The 18,304-nt window shown below is 37.9% G+C and carries 15 protein-coding genes; 7 read left to right on the plus strand and 8 right to left on the minus strand.

The window, feature by feature from the left end; genetic code table 11:
* Positions 1-21: 21 nt before the first annotated feature.
* Together MTQ00_RS02795 and MTQ00_RS02800 are read right to left on the minus strand one after the other, a co-directional pair.
* Positions 22-831, minus strand: coding sequence for a DUF4249 domain-containing protein (locus MTQ00_RS02795; protein WP_273647650.1), 810 nt, complete (start codon positions 829-831; stop codon positions 22-24).
* Positions 832-834: 3 nt separating this feature from the next.
* A complete protein-coding gene (locus tag MTQ00_RS02800; protein ID WP_273647651.1) occupies positions 835-3,168 on the minus strand; it encodes a TonB-dependent receptor in 2,334 nt (777 codons plus the stop codon).
* Positions 3,169-3,734: 566 nt separating this feature from the next.
* Here MTQ00_RS02800 and MTQ00_RS02805 point away from each other — a divergent pair.
* From MTQ00_RS02805 to putP, 3 genes are all read left to right on the plus strand, one after another.
* A complete protein-coding gene (locus MTQ00_RS02805) occupies positions 3,735-4,079 on the plus strand; it encodes a YciI family protein (RefSeq protein WP_273647652.1) in 345 nt (114 codons plus the stop codon).
* 122 nt (positions 4,080-4,201) lie between these two features.
* Positions 4,202-6,766, plus strand: a complete 2,565-nt coding sequence (locus MTQ00_RS02810) for a M1 family metallopeptidase (RefSeq protein ID WP_273647653.1) — start codon at positions 4,202-4,204, stop codon at positions 6,764-6,766.
* A gap of 93 nt (positions 6,767-6,859) precedes the next feature.
* Positions 6,860-8,356: a sodium/proline symporter PutP gene (putP, locus tag MTQ00_RS02815; RefSeq protein ID WP_273647654.1), complete on the plus strand. Its 1,497-nt coding sequence runs from the start codon at positions 6,860-6,862 to the stop codon at positions 8,354-8,356.
* A 118-nt stretch (positions 8,357-8,474) separates the two neighbouring features.
* On the opposite strand, the gene MTQ00_RS02820 is transcribed toward putP, so the two are convergent.
* From MTQ00_RS02820 to MTQ00_RS02835, 4 genes are all read right to left on the minus strand, one after another.
* Positions 8,475-8,822, minus strand: a complete 348-nt coding sequence (locus MTQ00_RS02820) for a 4Fe-4S dicluster domain-containing protein (protein WP_172278050.1) — start codon at positions 8,820-8,822, stop codon at positions 8,475-8,477.
* A gap of 66 nt (positions 8,823-8,888) precedes the next feature.
* Positions 8,889-9,452 carry an NADPH-dependent FMN reductase gene (locus MTQ00_RS02825; RefSeq protein ID WP_273647655.1) on the minus strand — a complete coding sequence of 188 codons (564 nt, stop codon included), beginning with the start codon at positions 9,450-9,452 and terminating at the stop codon, positions 8,889-8,891.
* A 5-nt stretch (positions 9,453-9,457) separates the two neighbouring features.
* Entirely contained in the window at positions 9,458-9,958 is a 501-nt protein-coding gene (locus MTQ00_RS02830; protein ID WP_273647656.1) for a DUF2480 family protein, read from the minus strand.
* A 30-nt stretch (positions 9,959-9,988) separates the two neighbouring features.
* The gene (locus MTQ00_RS02835; RefSeq protein WP_273647657.1) at positions 9,989-10,615 is read right to left on the minus strand and encodes a superoxide dismutase; all 627 of its coding nucleotides are present in this window, start codon (positions 10,613-10,615) and stop codon (positions 9,989-9,991) included.
* A gap of 191 nt (positions 10,616-10,806) precedes the next feature.
* Between MTQ00_RS02835 and MTQ00_RS02840 the strand changes: the two genes are divergently transcribed.
* Positions 10,807-11,427, plus strand: coding sequence for a helix-turn-helix transcriptional regulator (locus MTQ00_RS02840; protein WP_172278058.1), 621 nt, complete (start codon positions 10,807-10,809; stop codon positions 11,425-11,427).
* A 52-nt stretch (positions 11,428-11,479) separates the two neighbouring features.
* Here MTQ00_RS02840 and MTQ00_RS02845 read toward each other — a convergent pair whose 3' ends face one another.
* Positions 11,480-11,986 carry a DinB family protein gene (locus MTQ00_RS02845; RefSeq protein WP_172278060.1) on the minus strand — a complete coding sequence of 169 codons (507 nt, stop codon included), beginning with the start codon at positions 11,984-11,986 and terminating at the stop codon, positions 11,480-11,482.
* A gap of 539 nt (positions 11,987-12,525) precedes the next feature.
* Here MTQ00_RS02845 and MTQ00_RS02850 point away from each other — a divergent pair.
* Together MTQ00_RS02850 and MTQ00_RS02855 are read left to right on the plus strand one after the other, a co-directional pair.
* Positions 12,526-14,661, plus strand: coding sequence for a S8 family peptidase (locus MTQ00_RS02850; protein WP_273647658.1), 2,136 nt, complete (start codon positions 12,526-12,528; stop codon positions 14,659-14,661).
* Positions 14,662-14,792: 131 nt separating this feature from the next.
* Positions 14,793-16,259 carry a beta-lactamase family protein gene (locus tag MTQ00_RS02855; protein WP_273647659.1) on the plus strand — a complete coding sequence of 489 codons (1,467 nt, stop codon included), beginning with the start codon at positions 14,793-14,795 and terminating at the stop codon, positions 16,257-16,259.
* Between the two features lie 133 nt (positions 16,260-16,392).
* Here the strand turns inward: MTQ00_RS02855 and MTQ00_RS02860 are convergent, their stop codons facing one another.
* A complete protein-coding gene (locus MTQ00_RS02860) occupies positions 16,393-17,019 on the minus strand; it encodes an RNA polymerase sigma factor (RefSeq protein WP_273647660.1) in 627 nt (208 codons plus the stop codon).
* Between the two features lie 270 nt (positions 17,020-17,289).
* Here MTQ00_RS02860 and MTQ00_RS02865 point away from each other — a divergent pair, with 270 nt between their 5' ends.
* Complete coding sequence (locus MTQ00_RS02865; protein ID WP_273647661.1) at positions 17,290-18,237, plus strand: FecR family protein; 948 nt, start codon at positions 17,290-17,292, stop codon at positions 18,235-18,237.
* Positions 18,238-18,304: the final 67 nt, after the last annotated feature.

Below are 18,304 nucleotides of genomic sequence, written 5' to 3' on the forward strand. Positions count from 1 at the left end.
TTTTGATTCAATCGTTATAGATTATTGAATTACAGCATTTCTTTTACTCAGAGTGTGAGCAGAAAAATAACCTAAAGCACCATTGCTGATGTTACTCGGCGGATTGGATGGAGTTACTCCACCACCGGGGCCGCCTCCATCAATGATTTGAAGCAATGCACTGTAGTACGTGAATACATTATTATCAATAGATTGCATTTCGACATGGATGGTGTCACCAACTACAACCTTGTGGCTGTTTCCGTCTTCGTCATCATTGGGAAGAAACAAAGGGCGCTGATTCAGTAATCCGTTATTGATATTATCTGAAAATACTTCAAGCGTCTTTTTAGGCTTGCTGTTGATAGTAAAGCTAAAAAGATAACGGTTTCCCAAGGCTACAGGATCCGTGAAAAGAGGCAAAAGGGTATAAGTGGTCTCTCCTCCGAATACAAAGGAATCCTGAGTAAGGCCATCAAAACTTACAGCTGCGGGCATAGTGCTTTGAGCAGTATATTGTTGTCCCTCAGCCTGTATTTTTAAAGTATAAGTCCTTCCTGATACTCCGCTGAAGTTGGTCGTCTGATATTTTCCGTCTCCGATATATTGCAGGGTTTCGGTTTGTCCCATGTTATCGCTTACAATCACCTGTGCATTGGTAACAGCAGGATACAAATTATTTTCTGTAACCGCTACTGATTTTGTTATTCTTACAATATAAGGACCAGGTTGATCTGTAATGTTTCCTTCAATGACGATCTTTCCACTCTGATCAGCCAGATCAAGGTCTATTTCTTTTTGACAAGAGGTCAATAAAAACAAGGATAATATGATAAAAAAAATATTCTTCATGATTTAAAATTTGAAATTGTAAGTAATATTAGGTACCCAACGGAATAATGAAGTTTGCATAGCACGCGTAGTTCCCGGATTATTTGGATTGTCTTCAAAAGTAATAGTATAGGCGTTTTCTCGACCATATATATTATAAATACCAAATGACCAAGATCCATGGAAGCGTTTAGTGGAATTAGGCTCATAAGTAGCACTTAGGTCCATCCTGTGGTAAGCAGGCATTCTATCCGCATTCCTGCTGCTGTACTGGAAAACGGTTTGTCCGTTCAGCTCATATTTTCCGGTAGGAAAAGTTACCGCATTTCCGGTGCTGTAAACAAATAATCCGGAAAAGGACCATTTGGGGTTTAGCTGATAGGTGGCCACAACGGATAAGTCGTGGGTTTTATCCATTCTTGCATTGTACCATTCGTTATCATTAATCCCATTGATTTTTCTCTCTGTTTTAGACAATGTATATGAGATCCAGCCTGTTAATTTCCCGCTTTTCTTTTTTGCAATCAATTCCAGACCATAAGCCCTTCCTTTTCCGAATAATAACTCACTTTCTACATCTGCTGCAGTATCAAAAGTAATTTGCGCACCGTTTTTAAAGTCGATCTGATTTTTCATTGATTTGTAATACACCTCAGCATTAATCTCGTAATTGTTGTTATTGAAATTTCTGCTGTAGCCTACGCTTACCTGATCTGCAATTTCGGGCTTTACCGTATAGCTGCTTCCGATCCACTGATCTGTAGGGTTTCCGCTGCTGCTATTGCTCAAAAGATGCAGATTCTGGGTGTTTCTGGAGTATCCTCCTTTTACACTGCTCACTTCATTGATCCTGTAATTGGCTGTAATACGCGGTTCCGGATTTACATACGTTTTCCCGAATTTTCCTTTTTCAAGATATCTGCTGTCCGTAAGAACACCGTTATCATAACTATTAAATGTATCTCCACCTAAAACACTGAATGTAGAGAGCCGCACACCATAATTAATGGTCAGCTTTTCGGTTGCTTTAAAATCATCGTTTATATAAATGGCATTTTCCCACGAATACCGTGGATTTCTTGGAAAGCTGCTGACACTTGTTCCTGAGGCACTGCTCGGTGTCAGGGTATGGTAAATGGACTGTAGGCCAAAACGAACCGAATGCTTATTTCCGGCAAACCATGTGAAATCCTGTTTAAGGTTCCAGTCCTGGATCTCTGAGTTCAGTCCGAATTTATTATCATTACTTTCCAGGCTTACTTTATAATTATAGTCGCTGTAGATCAGGGAAGTGTTGGAGAATAATTTACTGCTGATGATGCTGTTCCATCGCAAAGTAGCGGTTGTATTTCCCCAGTCTGTCGCAAAGGTCTTCCCGATTCCCAAAACGTCTCTTCCAAAATATCCGGATAAATACAGTCGGTTATTATCATTGATCTGATAATTGGCCTTTAAGTTCAGATCATAGAAATACAGCTTGCTGTCCTTAAAATCTTCACTTCCTTTTAGAAATAAATCCGCATACGTTCTTCTTCCGGAAACTATAAACGATGATTTTTCTTTTTGAATAGGACCTTCCACACTTAATCTGCTGCTGATCAAACCAATTCCTCCATTGATATTATAATCTTTATTATTTCCATCCTTCATTTTCACGTCCATGACAGAAGAAAGGCGACCACCGTATTGTGCGGGGCTGTTTCCTTTGATGATACTGGCATCCTTTAAGGCATCACTGTTAAATGTGCTGAAAAAGCCCAACAGGTGAGAAGCATTATAAACAGGAGCTTCATCCAGTAAAATTAAGTTTTGATCAGTAGCTCCACCTCTAACACTGAATCCACTGCTTCCTTCACCATTACTTTTGATCCCCGGCAACAACTGAATGGTTTTCATAACATCCTTTTCACCGAATAAAACCGGAAGCTTCTCAATATTTTTAATACTTAAAGTCTCGGTACCCATTTGGGCAGTAGAAAGGTTTTTATCTTTTTTTACTCCGGAGATGATCACTTCATCAATCTTTGCTGTTCTCTCTTCTTCCTCCTGGTTCAGCGGAAGGTCCAGCTTGATATTCTTATCTACCGTGATGCTCTGTTCAAAATCCCTGTATCCCGGATATGAAATGATCATGGTGTAATTTCCTTCCGGTAGCGATAAAGAGTAGAAGCCATATTCATTGGCAACCACATTTATCGAAGGATCTTCAGCTACTTTTACGGTAACCCCAATCAACAATTCTCCGTTTTTTTTATCCTTGATCGTTCCGCTAACCGTGTATTTTTGTTGGGCTAAAACGACCGTACTGAAACAGAGTGCAGCTGAGGCAGCCGCAATTTTAAAAAAAGATGTTTGCATTCAGTTTATTATTTAAGTAGTAGATTTTTTAAATATAGTAGTAGGGTTTAATGGTGGATTGTTACAAGGATTGAAAAGGAAGTTTAATTTAACTCAGGAAGAGGTTTTTGAGGAATAGGTAGGTCACAGTTTTATAGTTTTTAGTGAATATTTTTAACTTAGAAATACGTCCTTTGAAAATATACATCGCGAAAATAGGTATTTTGATTTGTAAAATACATTTATCACTGTTAATTTTCAAACAATTGTGAGTTTTGCATCATGGTCTTAGGTTTACGGATCGGCCAGTTACCGGATTTGATTCATCTTGTTATAGGATTAATAGTTTGTTATTCATGAAAATAACTGAGAAATGATAAAAATATTGGATGGCAGATTAAAAAAATTAATAATTTTAAAAACTTTTCAAATTATTAAACACTAAAACAATAAACATGAAAAAAGTAACAGGTATCGGAGGTATCTTTTTTAAATGTAAAGATCTTAATAGGTATTTGATACCAATCATTAAAAGCTAATTTTAAAAGTTATGCTATGATTCACTCATTCCATTTAAATATAAAACAATGAAAAAATTTATCGTATTATTTAGAGAACCTGATGGAAGGACCATACAACATTCTGATGATGATATTAAAGCTCATCAGGAAAATTGGAAGAATTGGTTTTCGACTTGGGGACAAAAGGGAAAGCTGGAAGGTGGGAGCGGCTTAACATTAGAAGGAAGAATGATAAAAGATAATGGAAATACAGTCACCAATGAAATCTATAAGAATCATCATGAAATCGTTGGAGGGTATTTGTTGTTGAAGTGTACTGATTTTGACGAAGCGGTAGAAATAATGAAAACCTGCCCAATTTATGAATTTGATGGCTATGCTGAAATAAGGGAACTGCAAAATCAGGATTAAAAAGCCTTTGATGAAATGAACAATAATCTATATACTATCTTTGGCTTTGCCATCCACCCTTGTTATTTCTGCATTTATCTTTTAGCTGCATTTAATTTCCGATCAATTCTTATATTTGATCTATGAAAAAAGGATTATTGACGTTATTTATTGTTGCATTTGCTAGTTATTCTCAGGCACAAATGAAATCCCCGCCAAGGGTAGAACAAGGAGTTTCTTACGAATTGGCACAGTTCAGAAAAAATACATTAAGCGGCATCAGATATGAGCTTAGTTTAAACATTCCGGAAAGCAAATCCGAAAGGATAAAGGCAAATGAAATTCTGCATTTTACCTATAAAAAACAGGATGAAGCTCCGTTACAAATAGACTTTAAGGAAGAAGCCGCATATTTAATTTCTGTATCTGTAAACGGTAAGGCCGTAAAACCGGTTCTGGAAAATGAACATATAATAATTGAATCCAGATTTCTTCAATCAGGAGCGAACGAGATTCATTTTACGTTTCTCGCAGGTAATGCAGCATTGAACAGACGTGATGGTTATCTGTATACTCTTTTTGTTCCAGACCGGGCCAGGACTATGTTTCCCTGTTTTGATCAGCCCAATCTGAAAGCCAGTTACACCTTATCCCTTACGATTCCTGAAAAATGGAATGCTTTAGCCAATGGAAAACTGAAAGAAACAAGTATCCGGAAAGGAACAAAAACATTGAATTTTGCAGCTTCAGACCTGCTTCCAACCTATTTATTTTCTTTTGCTGCCGGAGATTTTAAAGATTTTACAGCAAAAATCGGAAAAGAAGATTCTAAAATCCTATACCGTGAAACGGATTCTGTGAAAATTAAGAACAGTATGGACTCTGTATTCACACTCTATCGAAATTCTCTAGCTTACTATGAGAAATGGACTGACATTCCACATCCATTCCAAAAGCATGGAATGGTTGCGGTTCCCGATTTTCAGTTTGGAGGTATGGAGCATCCCGGGGCTATACTATTTCAAAACTCAACCTTGTTTTTAGATAAAAATGCCACCCAAAATCAGTTAAACAGTCGTTCCAATCTTATTGCCCATGAAGTAGCCCATTTGTGGTTCGGAGATATGGTGACAATGGATTGGTTCAACGATGTCTGGATGAAAGAGGTATTTGCCAATTTTATGGCAGACAAAAGTACCGGAGCTGCATCAGATAAAAGTGTGTATGATCTCAAGTTTTTAACGACACACTTTCCGGCTGCTTATTCAGTAGACAGGACTCTGGGAGCGAATCCGATACGTCAGACTCTGGATAATCTGAAAAATGCAGGAATGATGTACGGTCCTATTATTTATAACAAAGCCCCCATTATGATGAGACAGCTGGAGCTGTTAACAGGAGAGGAGAATTTCAGGAAAGGAATTGATGAATACCTTAAGAAATATGCATACAGCAATGCAACCTGGCCGGATCTTATCAGGATTCTGGACCAATATACAGATGAGGATTTACAAAGCTGGAATAAAGTTTGGGTGAATGATCCCGGAAGACCGGTTTTTGATAATGAAGTACAATATAAAGGGAATACGATTGATCAATTTACGATCTTACAACATCCCGAGCATGGAAAAGAGCATAAATCCTGGCCACAGGAGTTCCAGATTGCTTTATTTTATCCGGACAGGGTTGAAAAAACAGAAGTTAAAATTTCAGGAAGACAGCAGGAAATTACAGCATTAAAAGGAAAAATGAAACCTCTTTTCATTCTTCAGAACTCTTCCGGTATTGGATACGGCATATTCGGTATAGACAAAGGGATGCTGTCCAACTTTTCTCTGGTTAAAGATCCTGTCAACAGAGCGAGCGCCTATATTTCATTATATGAAAATATGCTGGGAGGAACGGGCATTAGTCCACAGGATTTGTTGTATTTTTTTACAGCACAACTTCAAAATGAAAGTTCAGAGCTGAATCTACGTCTTATCATGGGATATATTTCGGGTATTTACTGGGAATTTTTACCGGAATCTCAGCGGATAAAAGAATCGGAAAATTTAGAAAATACCTTATGGAAAGCGTTACAGGTGCAAACCACAAAAAATAATAAAAAAATTCTTTTTGACGGATACCAGGGAATCTTTCAATCTAAAAAAGCGTATGATAATTTGTATGCCATCTGGAAATCACAAACTCCACCCGAAGGTGTGTCTTTGAATGATGAGGATTATACAGGACTTGCGCTTTCCTTATCATTAAGGAATAACAACAATAATGATCTCCTGCAGGAACAGTTAGCTCGTATTAAAAACCCGGACCGGATCAACCGTTTTAAGATCATTATGAAAGCGGCATCTTCAGATCAGAAAATCCGTGATGATTTTTTCAAAAGCTTATCCGAAAAACAAAACAGAACCAATGAATCTGCCGTGGTGGCTGCCGTAGGATATTTACATCACCCATTGAGACAGCAGACTTCTATCAGCTATCTTCCAAAAACTTTAGAATTGTTACAGGAAATACAAAAAACCGGAGACATATTTTTTCCTGATAACTGGCTTCGTTCTGCATTCGGAAATTATCAGGATCCAAAGGCACTTGAAATTGTCAATCAGTTCCTTTTGAACAATCCGGATTATAATAAAATCCTGAAGAATAAGATTTTGCAGGCCTCTGATAATCTGAGAAGGGCCCAAAAACTTGTAAAATAAACACTTTTCCTGCTTGTTCAGGAGGATTTGTATGAACAGGTATACATCTGTTTTTCAGAAAATGGTTATATTCGGTGTCGCAAAAAAAATGATATGCAAGTATATGAAGCAATTTCTGTCGGATTATACCTGTTGCTGATGATTGGCATAGGTATTTATTCTTACAGGAAATCAACCAGTAATTCAGAGGAATTTTTAATAGGAGGAAGAAAAATGGGAGCAGCTGTTACCGCGCTATCCGCCGGGGCTGCCGATATGAGTGGCTGGTTGCTGATGGGAGTTCCCGGGGCCATGTATTTTACCGGGATCTCCAGTGCATGGATCGCGATAGGGCTCACGATAGGAGCTTATCTCAATTATATTATTGTCGCACCCAGACTCCGGGTATATACAGAGGTTGCCCAGAATTCCATTACACTTCCGGTATTTTTTGAAAACAGATTTAAAAACAAAAATCACCTTCTCAAAATAACTTCGTCTATTTTTATTCTTGTGTTTTTTACCCTCTATACTTCTGCAGGAATGGTTTCAGGGGGGAAATTATTCGAGTCCGCATTCAGGATGGACTATACTGCCGGTTTATTATTAACGAGCTTGGTTGTGGTATTATATACATTTTTAGGAGGATTTCTTGCGGTGAGTTTAACGGACTTTGTGCAGGGAACAATTATGGTACTGGCGCTTGTCATTGTACCGATTGTCGCTATTTCTGAGATAGGAAGTGTTCAGGAAACTTTTTCATTGATCGAAGCAAAAGACCCAAAGTACCTGGACCTGTTTAAGGGAACGACCACGGTGAGTATTGTTTCCCTTCTTGCGTGGGGATTAGGATACTGTGGGCAGCCACATATCCTGGTTCGTTTTATGGCAATTGATAAGCCGAAAGATCTGATCAAAGCAAGACGGATCGGAATCACATGGATGATCTTTACTGTTGCTGGCGCTTTAGCAATAGGGTTGGTAGGAATTGCTTATCTGCAAAAGTTTGATGTAAATACCATGATGAAATTTGATGCTTCAAAAACCGAGGCAGAGACTATTTTTATTTATTTCTCAAGGATACTATTCCATCCGTTTATTGCAGGATTTTTGCTTACAGCGATTCTCGCAGCAGTAATGAGTACCATTTCATCTCAGTTGCTGGTTACTTCGAGCTCATTAACAGAAGACATTTACAAAGCTTTTCTGAATAAAAAGGCAACCTCAAAACAATTACTGATCGCCAGCAGGCTTTCCGTTCTGTTAGTTGCTGTTGTTGCTATGTTATTATCATTGAATCCAAAGGATAGTATTCTTAATCTTGTGGGAAATGCATGGGCAGGTTTCGGGTCTGCATTCGGTCCTTTGATTTTACTATCTCTTTTATGGAAAAAGACAACGTGGCAGGGTGGTTTGGCAGGAATGCTGGCCGGAGGTATAACCATCCTATGCTGGGTGTATATTCAGCATCCACTGAAAGACTGGTATGAAATGATTCCCGGATTTACACTTTCATTCATCACCAATGTTATTGTTTCATTGGCTACCTATAAACCTGATCCGGTTATTGAACGTGAATTTGATGAGGTAAGCCAGATCATTAAGGAATAAAATAAAGATGCATTAAGATGCTCATTATACTAAAAGCCAACTCTGTAGAGTTGGCTTTTTATTTACATTCAAATCTTTATGTAGGAAATAGCTGTTAAAGATTATGGTTTTGTTAATCTCAGGTATGCAAAAACCGCTGACGGCTAAATAAAACTTCTTCGCTTTCCCGATGTTCAGGATCATCAACACAACAGTCTACCGGACAAACCGCTTTGCATTGAGGCTCTTCATGGAAACCCTTACATTCTGTACATTTTCCCGGGACAATATAATAAACATCATCAGAAATAGCCTGGTTATAGGCATTGGCATCTACTTCCGTACCGTCAGGAAAAATAGTTTTCCCGGAAAGCTTTGTTTTATCCTGCCAACGCCAGTCGATGGCACCTTCATAAATTGCAGAGTTTGGGCATTCCGGCTCACAGGCTCCACAGTTAATGCACGCATCCGTTATTGTTATAGCCATGATATCAATCGTTTAGATTCTTTAATAAAGGTACGGGATTTTATATTATCAATCCCGATGTTTTCTTTATACTTTGGAATAAATTATTTTTTCTATCCTGTTTGTGGTTGCGATGCTGATCAATCTGTCCAGCTTATCGGAATAAAGAGGAGAGATTTTATTTTCAGCATCAAACAGGGACGTTCTGATCATAGGAACACTGTAAGGCAGCGGCCATGCCCGTAACGATTTGGCAATAGAATCCATTGCGTTGATCCCCTGCATGGCCTGTAAACCATCTGCCCAGCATACAAGGCCTACTGTCTTATCTGTAAGGTAGGGCTGTTCATTGTCAGCGGTTACCTCAAGCCAGTCCAGGCAGTTTTTCATTACACCCGGAATACTTCCATGATAGAGAGGAGTCAGCCAGAAGTGAATATCTGCTCCCAGGAATAATTGGGTCATACGCTCTACAGCCAATGGTGTTTTGGTAAGGGTAATATCATAAAGTGGAATACCGGAATCAGCGAGGGCAAATGTTTCATGAATGATGCCCAGCTCTTCAAGTTTGTCCGTAAAATATTTGGAAAGGATCCCTGAAGTGGATTTTGGTCTTCTCTCCAAAGCGCCGTTGAAGATAATTGCTTTCATTTTATTTAATTTTTTAATATGACTTTAGGAAGGCCTACTTCACCATACATCAGACTTTTGACAAATGGTTTCATAAGCTGGGTGATTAAAAGATAAAGAGCAGGAGAAGTTTCGGATCTTGCTTTAACAACAATTTTAAGATCCTTATACTGCTCCGGTTCTACATTTTGAAGTTCTTTTTTCCAAAGATCCAGAAGGATCTCTTCTGAACTGCGTATATCTGTATAAACAGAATACCCGGATAATTTATCCATCAGTAACATATATGCCCACGGTGGAATGATGGCCTCTGTAGAGCAGATAACAGCGACGGCTTTTCCAGTGTACACCGAGAAATCAATAGATGACAGGGACTCTTTAAATTCTTTTTCTTTGAGAATCATTCCCATGAAGAGATGATCCTTAAGATCAAACTCAACAATCTCTATAGTGGGTTTATAATCCCAAAGATCAAATGGAATGATTCCCGAAGCCTCAGCTTTATTAATAAAAATATTCTGGTTCATAAGTAGGCAACCTGTTTTGTTCTAGGAATGTTATTTGATTTTTGAGAGAGCTTCTTCATATTTTTTCTCTACTGATGCCCAGTCAAGAACTGCCCAGAATGCATCCAGATAATCTGCTCTTTTATTTTGGTAGGCTAAATAATAAGCATGCTCCCAAACATCTATTCCCAATATTGGAAACCCTCTGTTGGCAGATTGAATATCCATCATAGGATTGTCCTGATTAGGGGTTGAGCTTAAGGCAATAGAACCATTGAATTTTACATAGAGCCAAACCCATCCCGACCCAAATTGTCCCAGACCTGCTTTTTTTATCTCAGTTTTAAGGGTATCAAGGTTTCCAAAAGTGGAGTCGATTACCTCTGCAAGTTTTCCCTCAGGAAGAAGTTTAGGTGCAGGAGAGAGGATTTCCCAAAATAAAGAGTGGTTAAAATGTCCACCGCCGTTATTTCTTACAGCAGGGCTGTACTCACTGATCCTCTGTAGAAGAGAATCCAGATCAGTCTCTTTTTCTTCGGCCTGTTCTAAGGCAGCATTTAGATTATCAACGTATGCCTGATGATGTTTTTGGTGATGAATAGTCATTGTTGCTTTATCAATAAAAGGCTCTAATGCATCGTAAGCATACGGCAGCTGGGGTAGGGTAAATGCGTTCATTACTTTGATTTTTTATTAATGTGTTTCAAAGGTAAACATTTATTTCAATTAAACAACTTTTGGGTTGTTTAATTGGTGGTCCTATTGAGTCCTCCCATATATTATAAATGACTGATTTGTCGTTATAAAGCCGATATAATAGAAAATGACTATCTTTGTTGTAAGAAATAAAACAACCTATATATTGCCAAATGAAAAAACCGGCAGCAGATCGTATTCTGATGTTTTTAAAGATGAGAGGGGAAGCTACTTCGCTTTTGATCTCTGAAGAACTCTCCATAACAAAGGAAGGGGCGAGAAAGCACTTGCTAAATCTTGTTAAAGAAGGACTTATTGAGTCTGTTATCAGGAGTGAAGGAGTGGGGCGTCCTTCCACTTATTATATCCTTACCCGAAGGGGGCTTTCACAATTCCCGGATACCCACGCTGACGTTACCGTACAGCTTCTGAAGTCTGTAAAAGACCTATTGGGAGATAATGCACTGGATTTATTGATCAATGACAGGGAAAAAACGACGTATCAGAGGTACGAGAAAGCGCTTACCAAAGCAAAATCGTTGGAAGACCGACTGGAAATTCTATCAAAAATAAGGAATGACGAAGGGTATATGGCAGAATGGACAAAGGAAGGAGCTGATTATTTTTTAATAGAAAACCATTGTCCGATCTGTGCAGCTGCAAGTGAATGCCAGGGGTTTTGCCGGGCAGAATTATCCAATTTTCAGAACCTGATAGGTTTGGACTATAAAGTAGAAAGGGTAAAGCATATCCTGTCCGGAGCTCAGAGATGTGTGTATAAGATCAGTGTATAATAGCCTGATCGGAGGAGAGGATAAGGGCAATATGCAATTAAGAAAAATATCTTTATTCTATTTTCACACTCATTTCCTGTACTTCTTCTGCCGAAAAGCCATAAATCTGAGGTGTTTTTACATCCAACAGGTTCAGGTAAATATAAAGTTCGCCTCTGTGGTGGATTTCATGTTCCAGCATTGCCCGCAGCCATTTCCATATTGTAATTTCCTGATTCGCGGGAGTAAGACACTTCTTATACAGGTCTTCATCCGATAGCCGGCTTATAATATCGATAGTCTGCCGGTGCATTTCGTTAAAATATTTCAGTATGTTGTCATAACCATCTGCCAGCTCTTTTCCGCAGCCCTGATAAGCACTCCTTCTTCCTGCAATGGTTTCTCCGTACATATAACGTTCAATGGCTGCAATATGCCTGATCTGGTCGCCTACGGTAAACTTTCCCGGTTTATATGAAAAATCAAGGTGTTCCGGCTGGATAACTTCCAGCAGCCGAAGGGTTCGGGACCGTACTTTTTCGTAATAATCAATAAATGACTGTGCTGATCTTATCTCCATCGTATTAATTTTATTTCTGTCAGTTTAAACTTAAAAGATGTCTTTATAGGTCCAAACATTTTGTGAATATATGAAAATCTGAATTTACTGTTTTTATGATCTTTTTAGGCTGATCAAAAACAGGGAAGTACTTAACATAATAAAAAAGTCTACTATTTTAGTAGACTAATTGAAAGTATATTTTATATTTGCAGGCATATTCAGATAATAAATTTACAAAATTGATGTTATGTGTTTAATTTATTCAACTTATTCTTATGTAATGTATAAATCATTTATAAGCCGGAAGAAGGGAAATTTTTTATTGAATATTAATTGCAACTTTGTTGCTTTTTAAAAATTTTTTATTATTATTGCAATTAAATTGCATTAATAAAACGTGATCCTTTCAAAAAAAATAAATAATTCATGGATTATTAGAAAATAAAGGATAATAATTAAATGCAGGATGGATTTTGGTGAAGTGCTTTTCTGAGCTGTAAAAGATGCTCTTTTTGGATTGATTTTTAACTTAAAAAACATATTTAAATTTACCACTAATGAAAAAACAATTACTTGTAATCAGCACCCTGATGGTTAGTCTTGCGAGTGCTCAATCCAATGATATCTTACAAAAAGAATTCGAAAAGCAAAACAGAGAAAACAACGACAGGTTTGATTCATATGTAGCCAAACAATATGGTTCCGCTAAAGGAGCAGCCAATCAAAAGGAAATTGAAGAGCAAAGAAGCAATCTGGCAGGATTTCTACCTGATGGAAAGCCTTACTTCTACAAACAGCAGGATATAAGACAAGTTCAGAATGCCAATGCTGACGCTCTGAACACAGCGGGTAGTGTAGCGGGACTTACCAATGCATACAAAGGAGAGAATATTAAATTTACGGTCTTTGACGGAGGAAGGGTTTATGCTGCTCATCCCGCATTTGACAATGCAGTTGGTAGAATTACCAATAGAGAAGCTTCAACTCAGATCTACAGTGCACATTCAACAGGAGTTGCCGGATTTATAGGAAGCAGGGCATTAACCATTTCAGGAACTTTAAATGGTGCGGCAGTTACTGGAAATATCCAGGGAGTTGCGGTAAATTCAACCATAGATTCATATAGATTTGCTCAAACAGTACTACCGGGAAATACAGCGGCAAGTAATGTATTTCAAAAAATATTAATTGCACAGCCTAAAATATCCAATCATTCTTACGGGGTTAATCCAGGTTGGGATGTAGTAAAAGATGCTAACGGAAGCAATGTCTGGCTATGGAATGGTGCTTATGATAGTCCTGATACCTCTTTTGATACTCAGGGATCTTATTTATCCAATGATCAGAATTATGATCAGATCGTATACAGTAATCCTTCTTATATTATAGTAAAATCAGCAGGGAATTCTTTCGGATATGGCCCTACAATGCCAGGAACCACAACATTTCCAAAGTATTACAGAGACAGCAATGGTAATCTGGTTCAGTTTGCTTCTACAGATACTTTACCTGCAAATAATTGTGCACAAGGCTATGACTGTATAGGTCAAGGCTCATTAGCCAAAAATATTATTGTGGTAGGCGCTACAGATGTGATCTCTACGAATAACTTTAAATATTCTGTTCCTTCGGATGTGGTGCATTCTGATTACAGCAGTGCAGGACCAAGAGATGACGGTGGAATAAAACCGGATATCACAACCACGGGTACAAATGTGTTTTCAGCTTCTACAGCAGAAGATACTACGGGAAGTGTGAAATATGATTATGGAAGTGGAACATCTTATTCCGCCCCGGTGGTAACCGGAGTAATCGGTTTATGGTCCCAGATTTACAAAGATCTATTTTCTGATCAGCTTCTTAATGCTGCCAGTGCTAAAACTTTAATGGTTCATTCTGCTTCTGAAGCAGGTAATGTAGGTCCTGATCCATGGTTTGGCTGGGGATATATCAATGCAAAAAAAGGCGCTGAGCTATTGGTTGGAAAAGCAAACAATACTGTAGTTTTCAATAATGAAACTCTCAATAACGGTGTTGCCAACACAAAAGTGATAAAAGCATCAGGAACTGAACCTCTAAAAGTAACCATATCCTGGATTGATCCTGCTTACAATGTTCCTGCGAACCTAACCTGGGGACAAGTTTATAACAACAGAAGCTCGAGATTGGTGAATGATCTGGATCTGAGAATCATTGATACGACGAATAATACGGTTTATACTCCATGGAAACTTGATGCTGCTAGTCCTATGACCCCGGCAACCAAAGGAGATAACACGGTGGATAACGTGGAACAGGTAGTCATTGATGCTCCGGTTGCAGGTAGAAATTACAGGATAGAAATCACAAATAAAGGGAATCTGGTGAACAGTGCCGGAGCAGGGGCCCCTCAGGATTATTCGATTATTGTTACAGGCTACAGTGAACAAGTTCTCGCAACAAGTGAGAGAGGAATTGCAAAAACCGAAAGTTTAATCATTGCTCCTACCATTACCAAAGATGTGGTTAAAGTACTGAATGCACCTAAAAACTCAACCTTCAATGTGTATGATCTTTCAGGTAAAAAGATACAAAGCGGAACGATAAACACCAACGAAGCGAGTGTAGATTTGTCTTCGAATGCCAATGGTATTTACATTATTGAGGTAAAAACAGATAAAGAAACGATCTCTAAAAAAATTATTAAAGAATAAGCAGTAATTCTTTCTACTATTTTTTGTAATTAAAGGCACCGGTTATGATTTGACTTTTATAAAATCATATTTCGGTGCCTTTTTTTGTAATATATTGCAGGTTTATATTGTCTTATCACAAATGCCTCGACATGAAAAGTTTCTTTTTACTCATTCTTTGTATATTTTCTTCTTATGGATATGGCCAGGAAACAGCTTCAGCCATTGAAGCCATTATTAAAAGAGAAATGGCAGAACGCAAAATTCCCGGCCTACAAATCGCTGTAGTTAAGGAGGGTAAGGTGATAGTGAAAAGATCTTTCGGAGTTGCCAATGTACAGGATCAGGTTCCGGTTACAGATACGACTGTTTTTGCTATTAACTCCTGTACGAAAGTATTTACCGCTACAGCTATTATGCAGCTGGCTGAGCAAGGCAAAGTTGATTTGTCTGCACCCGTGTCCCGGTATCTGGATGATCTTCCGGAACAATGGCAGAAAGTGACCATAGAACAAATGATGACTCATATTTCAGGTTTTCCTGAGATACTCAAGTTATTTGATCCGGCTACCGGTGATACATCGAAAACTGAAAAAGAAATCTGGGACGAACTTAAGGGATTGCCTATGGAATTCAAGACAGGTGAGCAGTTTAGCTACAATCAAACCAACTATTATCTACTGGGAAAGATTATAAACAAACTGAGTAGGAAGTCTTTTGATCAGTTTTTTAAAGAGGAACAGCTTCAAAAAGTCGGAATGCCGCATACATTATTTGGAGATTCCAAGGATGTCATTCCTCACTTTGCACCCACTTACCGTTACAGGAATATGACCGAAGGAGAAAATGGGAATCGGCAAAAGCTAGTCAACGACTATTTTATATTTCCTCCTTATAGCAGAACCGGAGCTGGGCTGAACAGTACGGCTGAGGATCTGGCCATGTGGATCATTGCGCTGCAGAGTGGAAAGCTTTTGAAGACAGAAGAATCTCTGCAGAGAATGTGGAAACCTATAAAAATGAACAATGGAAGTCAGACTATGTGGTCTCCCGGTTGGGGATTGACGAAATTCAGGACAAAACACAAGGCTATCGGAATGTCAGGAGGAGGAAGATCTGCATTTTTGGTATATCCGGATGATCATCTTGCCATTATTGTGCTTACAAATTTAGCAGGAAGTTATCCTGAAGAATTTCTGGAAGAGCTTGCCGGAGTATATTATCCGGAAATTATTAAATCCGATCCGGTTACTTATCTTAGACTTCATCTAAAAAAGATTGGTTTTGATAAGGCAATAGAACTGGTTAATTCGGAAAAGAAAAAGAATCCGGATTTCAAGCCTCAGGAAGCTGAACTTAATAATTGGGGGTACCGGATGATGTCTGAAAATGATATTAAAAATGCTTCCGAAATTTTTAAACTGAATGTTTATTTGTTTCCCAATAGCTGGAATGCGTACGATAGTTACGGAGAAGCATTATTAAAGTTAGGAAATAAAAGTCAGGCTGCCATAATGTACCGAAAATCAATAGACCTGAATCCTGATAATGAATATGGAAAAAAAGTCCTCAATGAGATCCTTACAGCAAATGGGTCCACAAATTCATCGGTTAAATAATGAGAATTGTAAAATGAAAAAATGATTTCAGGTATTGATCTTGGATTTTTTTCAACAGGAAATAACAAGTAAGTATAACAAAATCCGGCCCCTGTGAAACAGGGCCGGATTTTTATATCAGATTTAAATGATTTTAAGAATACAGATTGGGCATCATTTCCATAAGAATCAGAAGGGAAACAAGTTTTTTGGAAGATTCATAATTGGGATTAAGCTTTTCTCTGATTTCATTCAGGGTTTTACTTAAATTATTACTCACCGTTTTATTGCTTAAATTAAGGGCTTCAGCAGTTTCTACCACAGACATGTTCTTGCGGATTCTAAGGTCATATACTTTTTGTTCAGTGGGAGTAAGTTGGGAAATCACTTCATCGATCATAGCAAACAGTTCCGTAATATCATTTTCCTCCAGTATTTCCGCATATTCTGCATCCGTTATTTCGGCTAAGAAATCTTCGCTTTCATCTACATATACTTCCTGGATCTTTCTGATGCTTGCATAATAGTCCAAAATACGGTAATGGATGAAACGAAATAAATAACCTTTGGCACTTTCCTCCTCATCTGTCTGTACAAACTCCGGATTTTCCAGAATCCTGATCCAGAGGTTCTGCAACAGCTCTTCAGTAGCATCCCTGTCCTTTGTCCGTGTGAAGATCATTGTATAGAAACTATCCCAATATCTTTCATACAATATCGCAAAAGCAGGCCGGTCGCCCGATTTTATTTTTTTTAATAAAGTATAGTCTGTAGGTTTCATAATGTCTGTTACAAATTTACCTAAACTAATATTAATGTTTTGTGAATTATATAACCTATAAGATTAAATATTTCTGAAAATATTTTCATTTTTCCACTTATAATGTATCGAATTGTTCATAAACCAAGTGTTTTTGTTGAAAAAACAAATGTGATATTAAGGAAATGTTAAATGGGGTTTGGGAAGTTTGTCTTTTTGCCCAGTATTATAAGTGAGGGTATTTATTAGAATTAATACAAAAATATAAAACTAATACAACAACATTATACAGTGAAGAAATTGAAATACAGCAAGGCACAGACATTTGTTTTTAAGTTATGGAGCAGGGAGGTGTCTGGTGATGAGATCTCAGAGAAAGAATCGGTGATCCTTGAACTATGGAAAAATGAAGCTATTAAAGATTTGGATAAAAAACATATTCAGGAGTCTAAGCTAAAAGTATTGGCCGGTCTTGAGTCTTACTTTAAACAATCTCATAAGGCGAATATATTTTCTCTTAAGAAAAATATGTACAGGGCTGCCGCTGTATTGCTTCTGCTGTTTAGTCTTACAGGTTTCCTGGGGTATATGTTTTTTATAAAACCGGATGTATATGTTGCGATCAATGACAATCAAACGATAAAACTTGAGGACGGATCTTTAGTAATGCTTTTACCGGGTGCAAAGCTTACTGTCGAAAAATCTTTTCCCGCTGATACCAGAGTGGTGGATTTGCAGGGTGATGCTGTATTTAAAGTAGCTAAATCTAAAAAACATCCATTCATAGTTCGTGCGGATGGCTTCAGCACAAGGGTAATGGGAACGGTATTTAAGGTAATGCAGCGGGGAGAACGCAAGACCGTGGAACTTTATGAAGGTAAAGTGGCTGTTTCTTCACCCGGAACTGCAGTTTCTTACCTGACTCCAAACCAAAGGTGGACAAATTTTGGAATGGCCCATACTGCTGCTGTAATAAATGAAAAAATAAATAAGCAATCGGGAAAAAAGACTTCAGTACTAATGACGCTGACTTTCAATGATGTTTCGTTTAGGAGCATCATGGAAATACTATATAAAAATTATGGAATAAGTATCAGATATCCGGAAGAAATAGCAGAAAAAAAAATTACTGCTGACCTTACCGGCAGCAACTGGGATGAAAATGTAGAAGCATTGGCATTTATCACAGGGCTTGAGGTACAAAAAGAAAACAATACCACTTACATATTAAAAAAATAGCAACCGGATTAATTTAGATAGAGTTTACGAAGAATTATGAGTCAGTCAATAATGAAAAGTGGTGTTA

The sequence above is a fragment of the Chryseobacterium sp. B21-037 genome, assembly GCF_028570785.1.
GTDB classification, from domain to species: Bacteria; Bacteroidota; Bacteroidia; order Flavobacteriales; family Weeksellaceae; genus Chryseobacterium; species Chryseobacterium proteolyticum.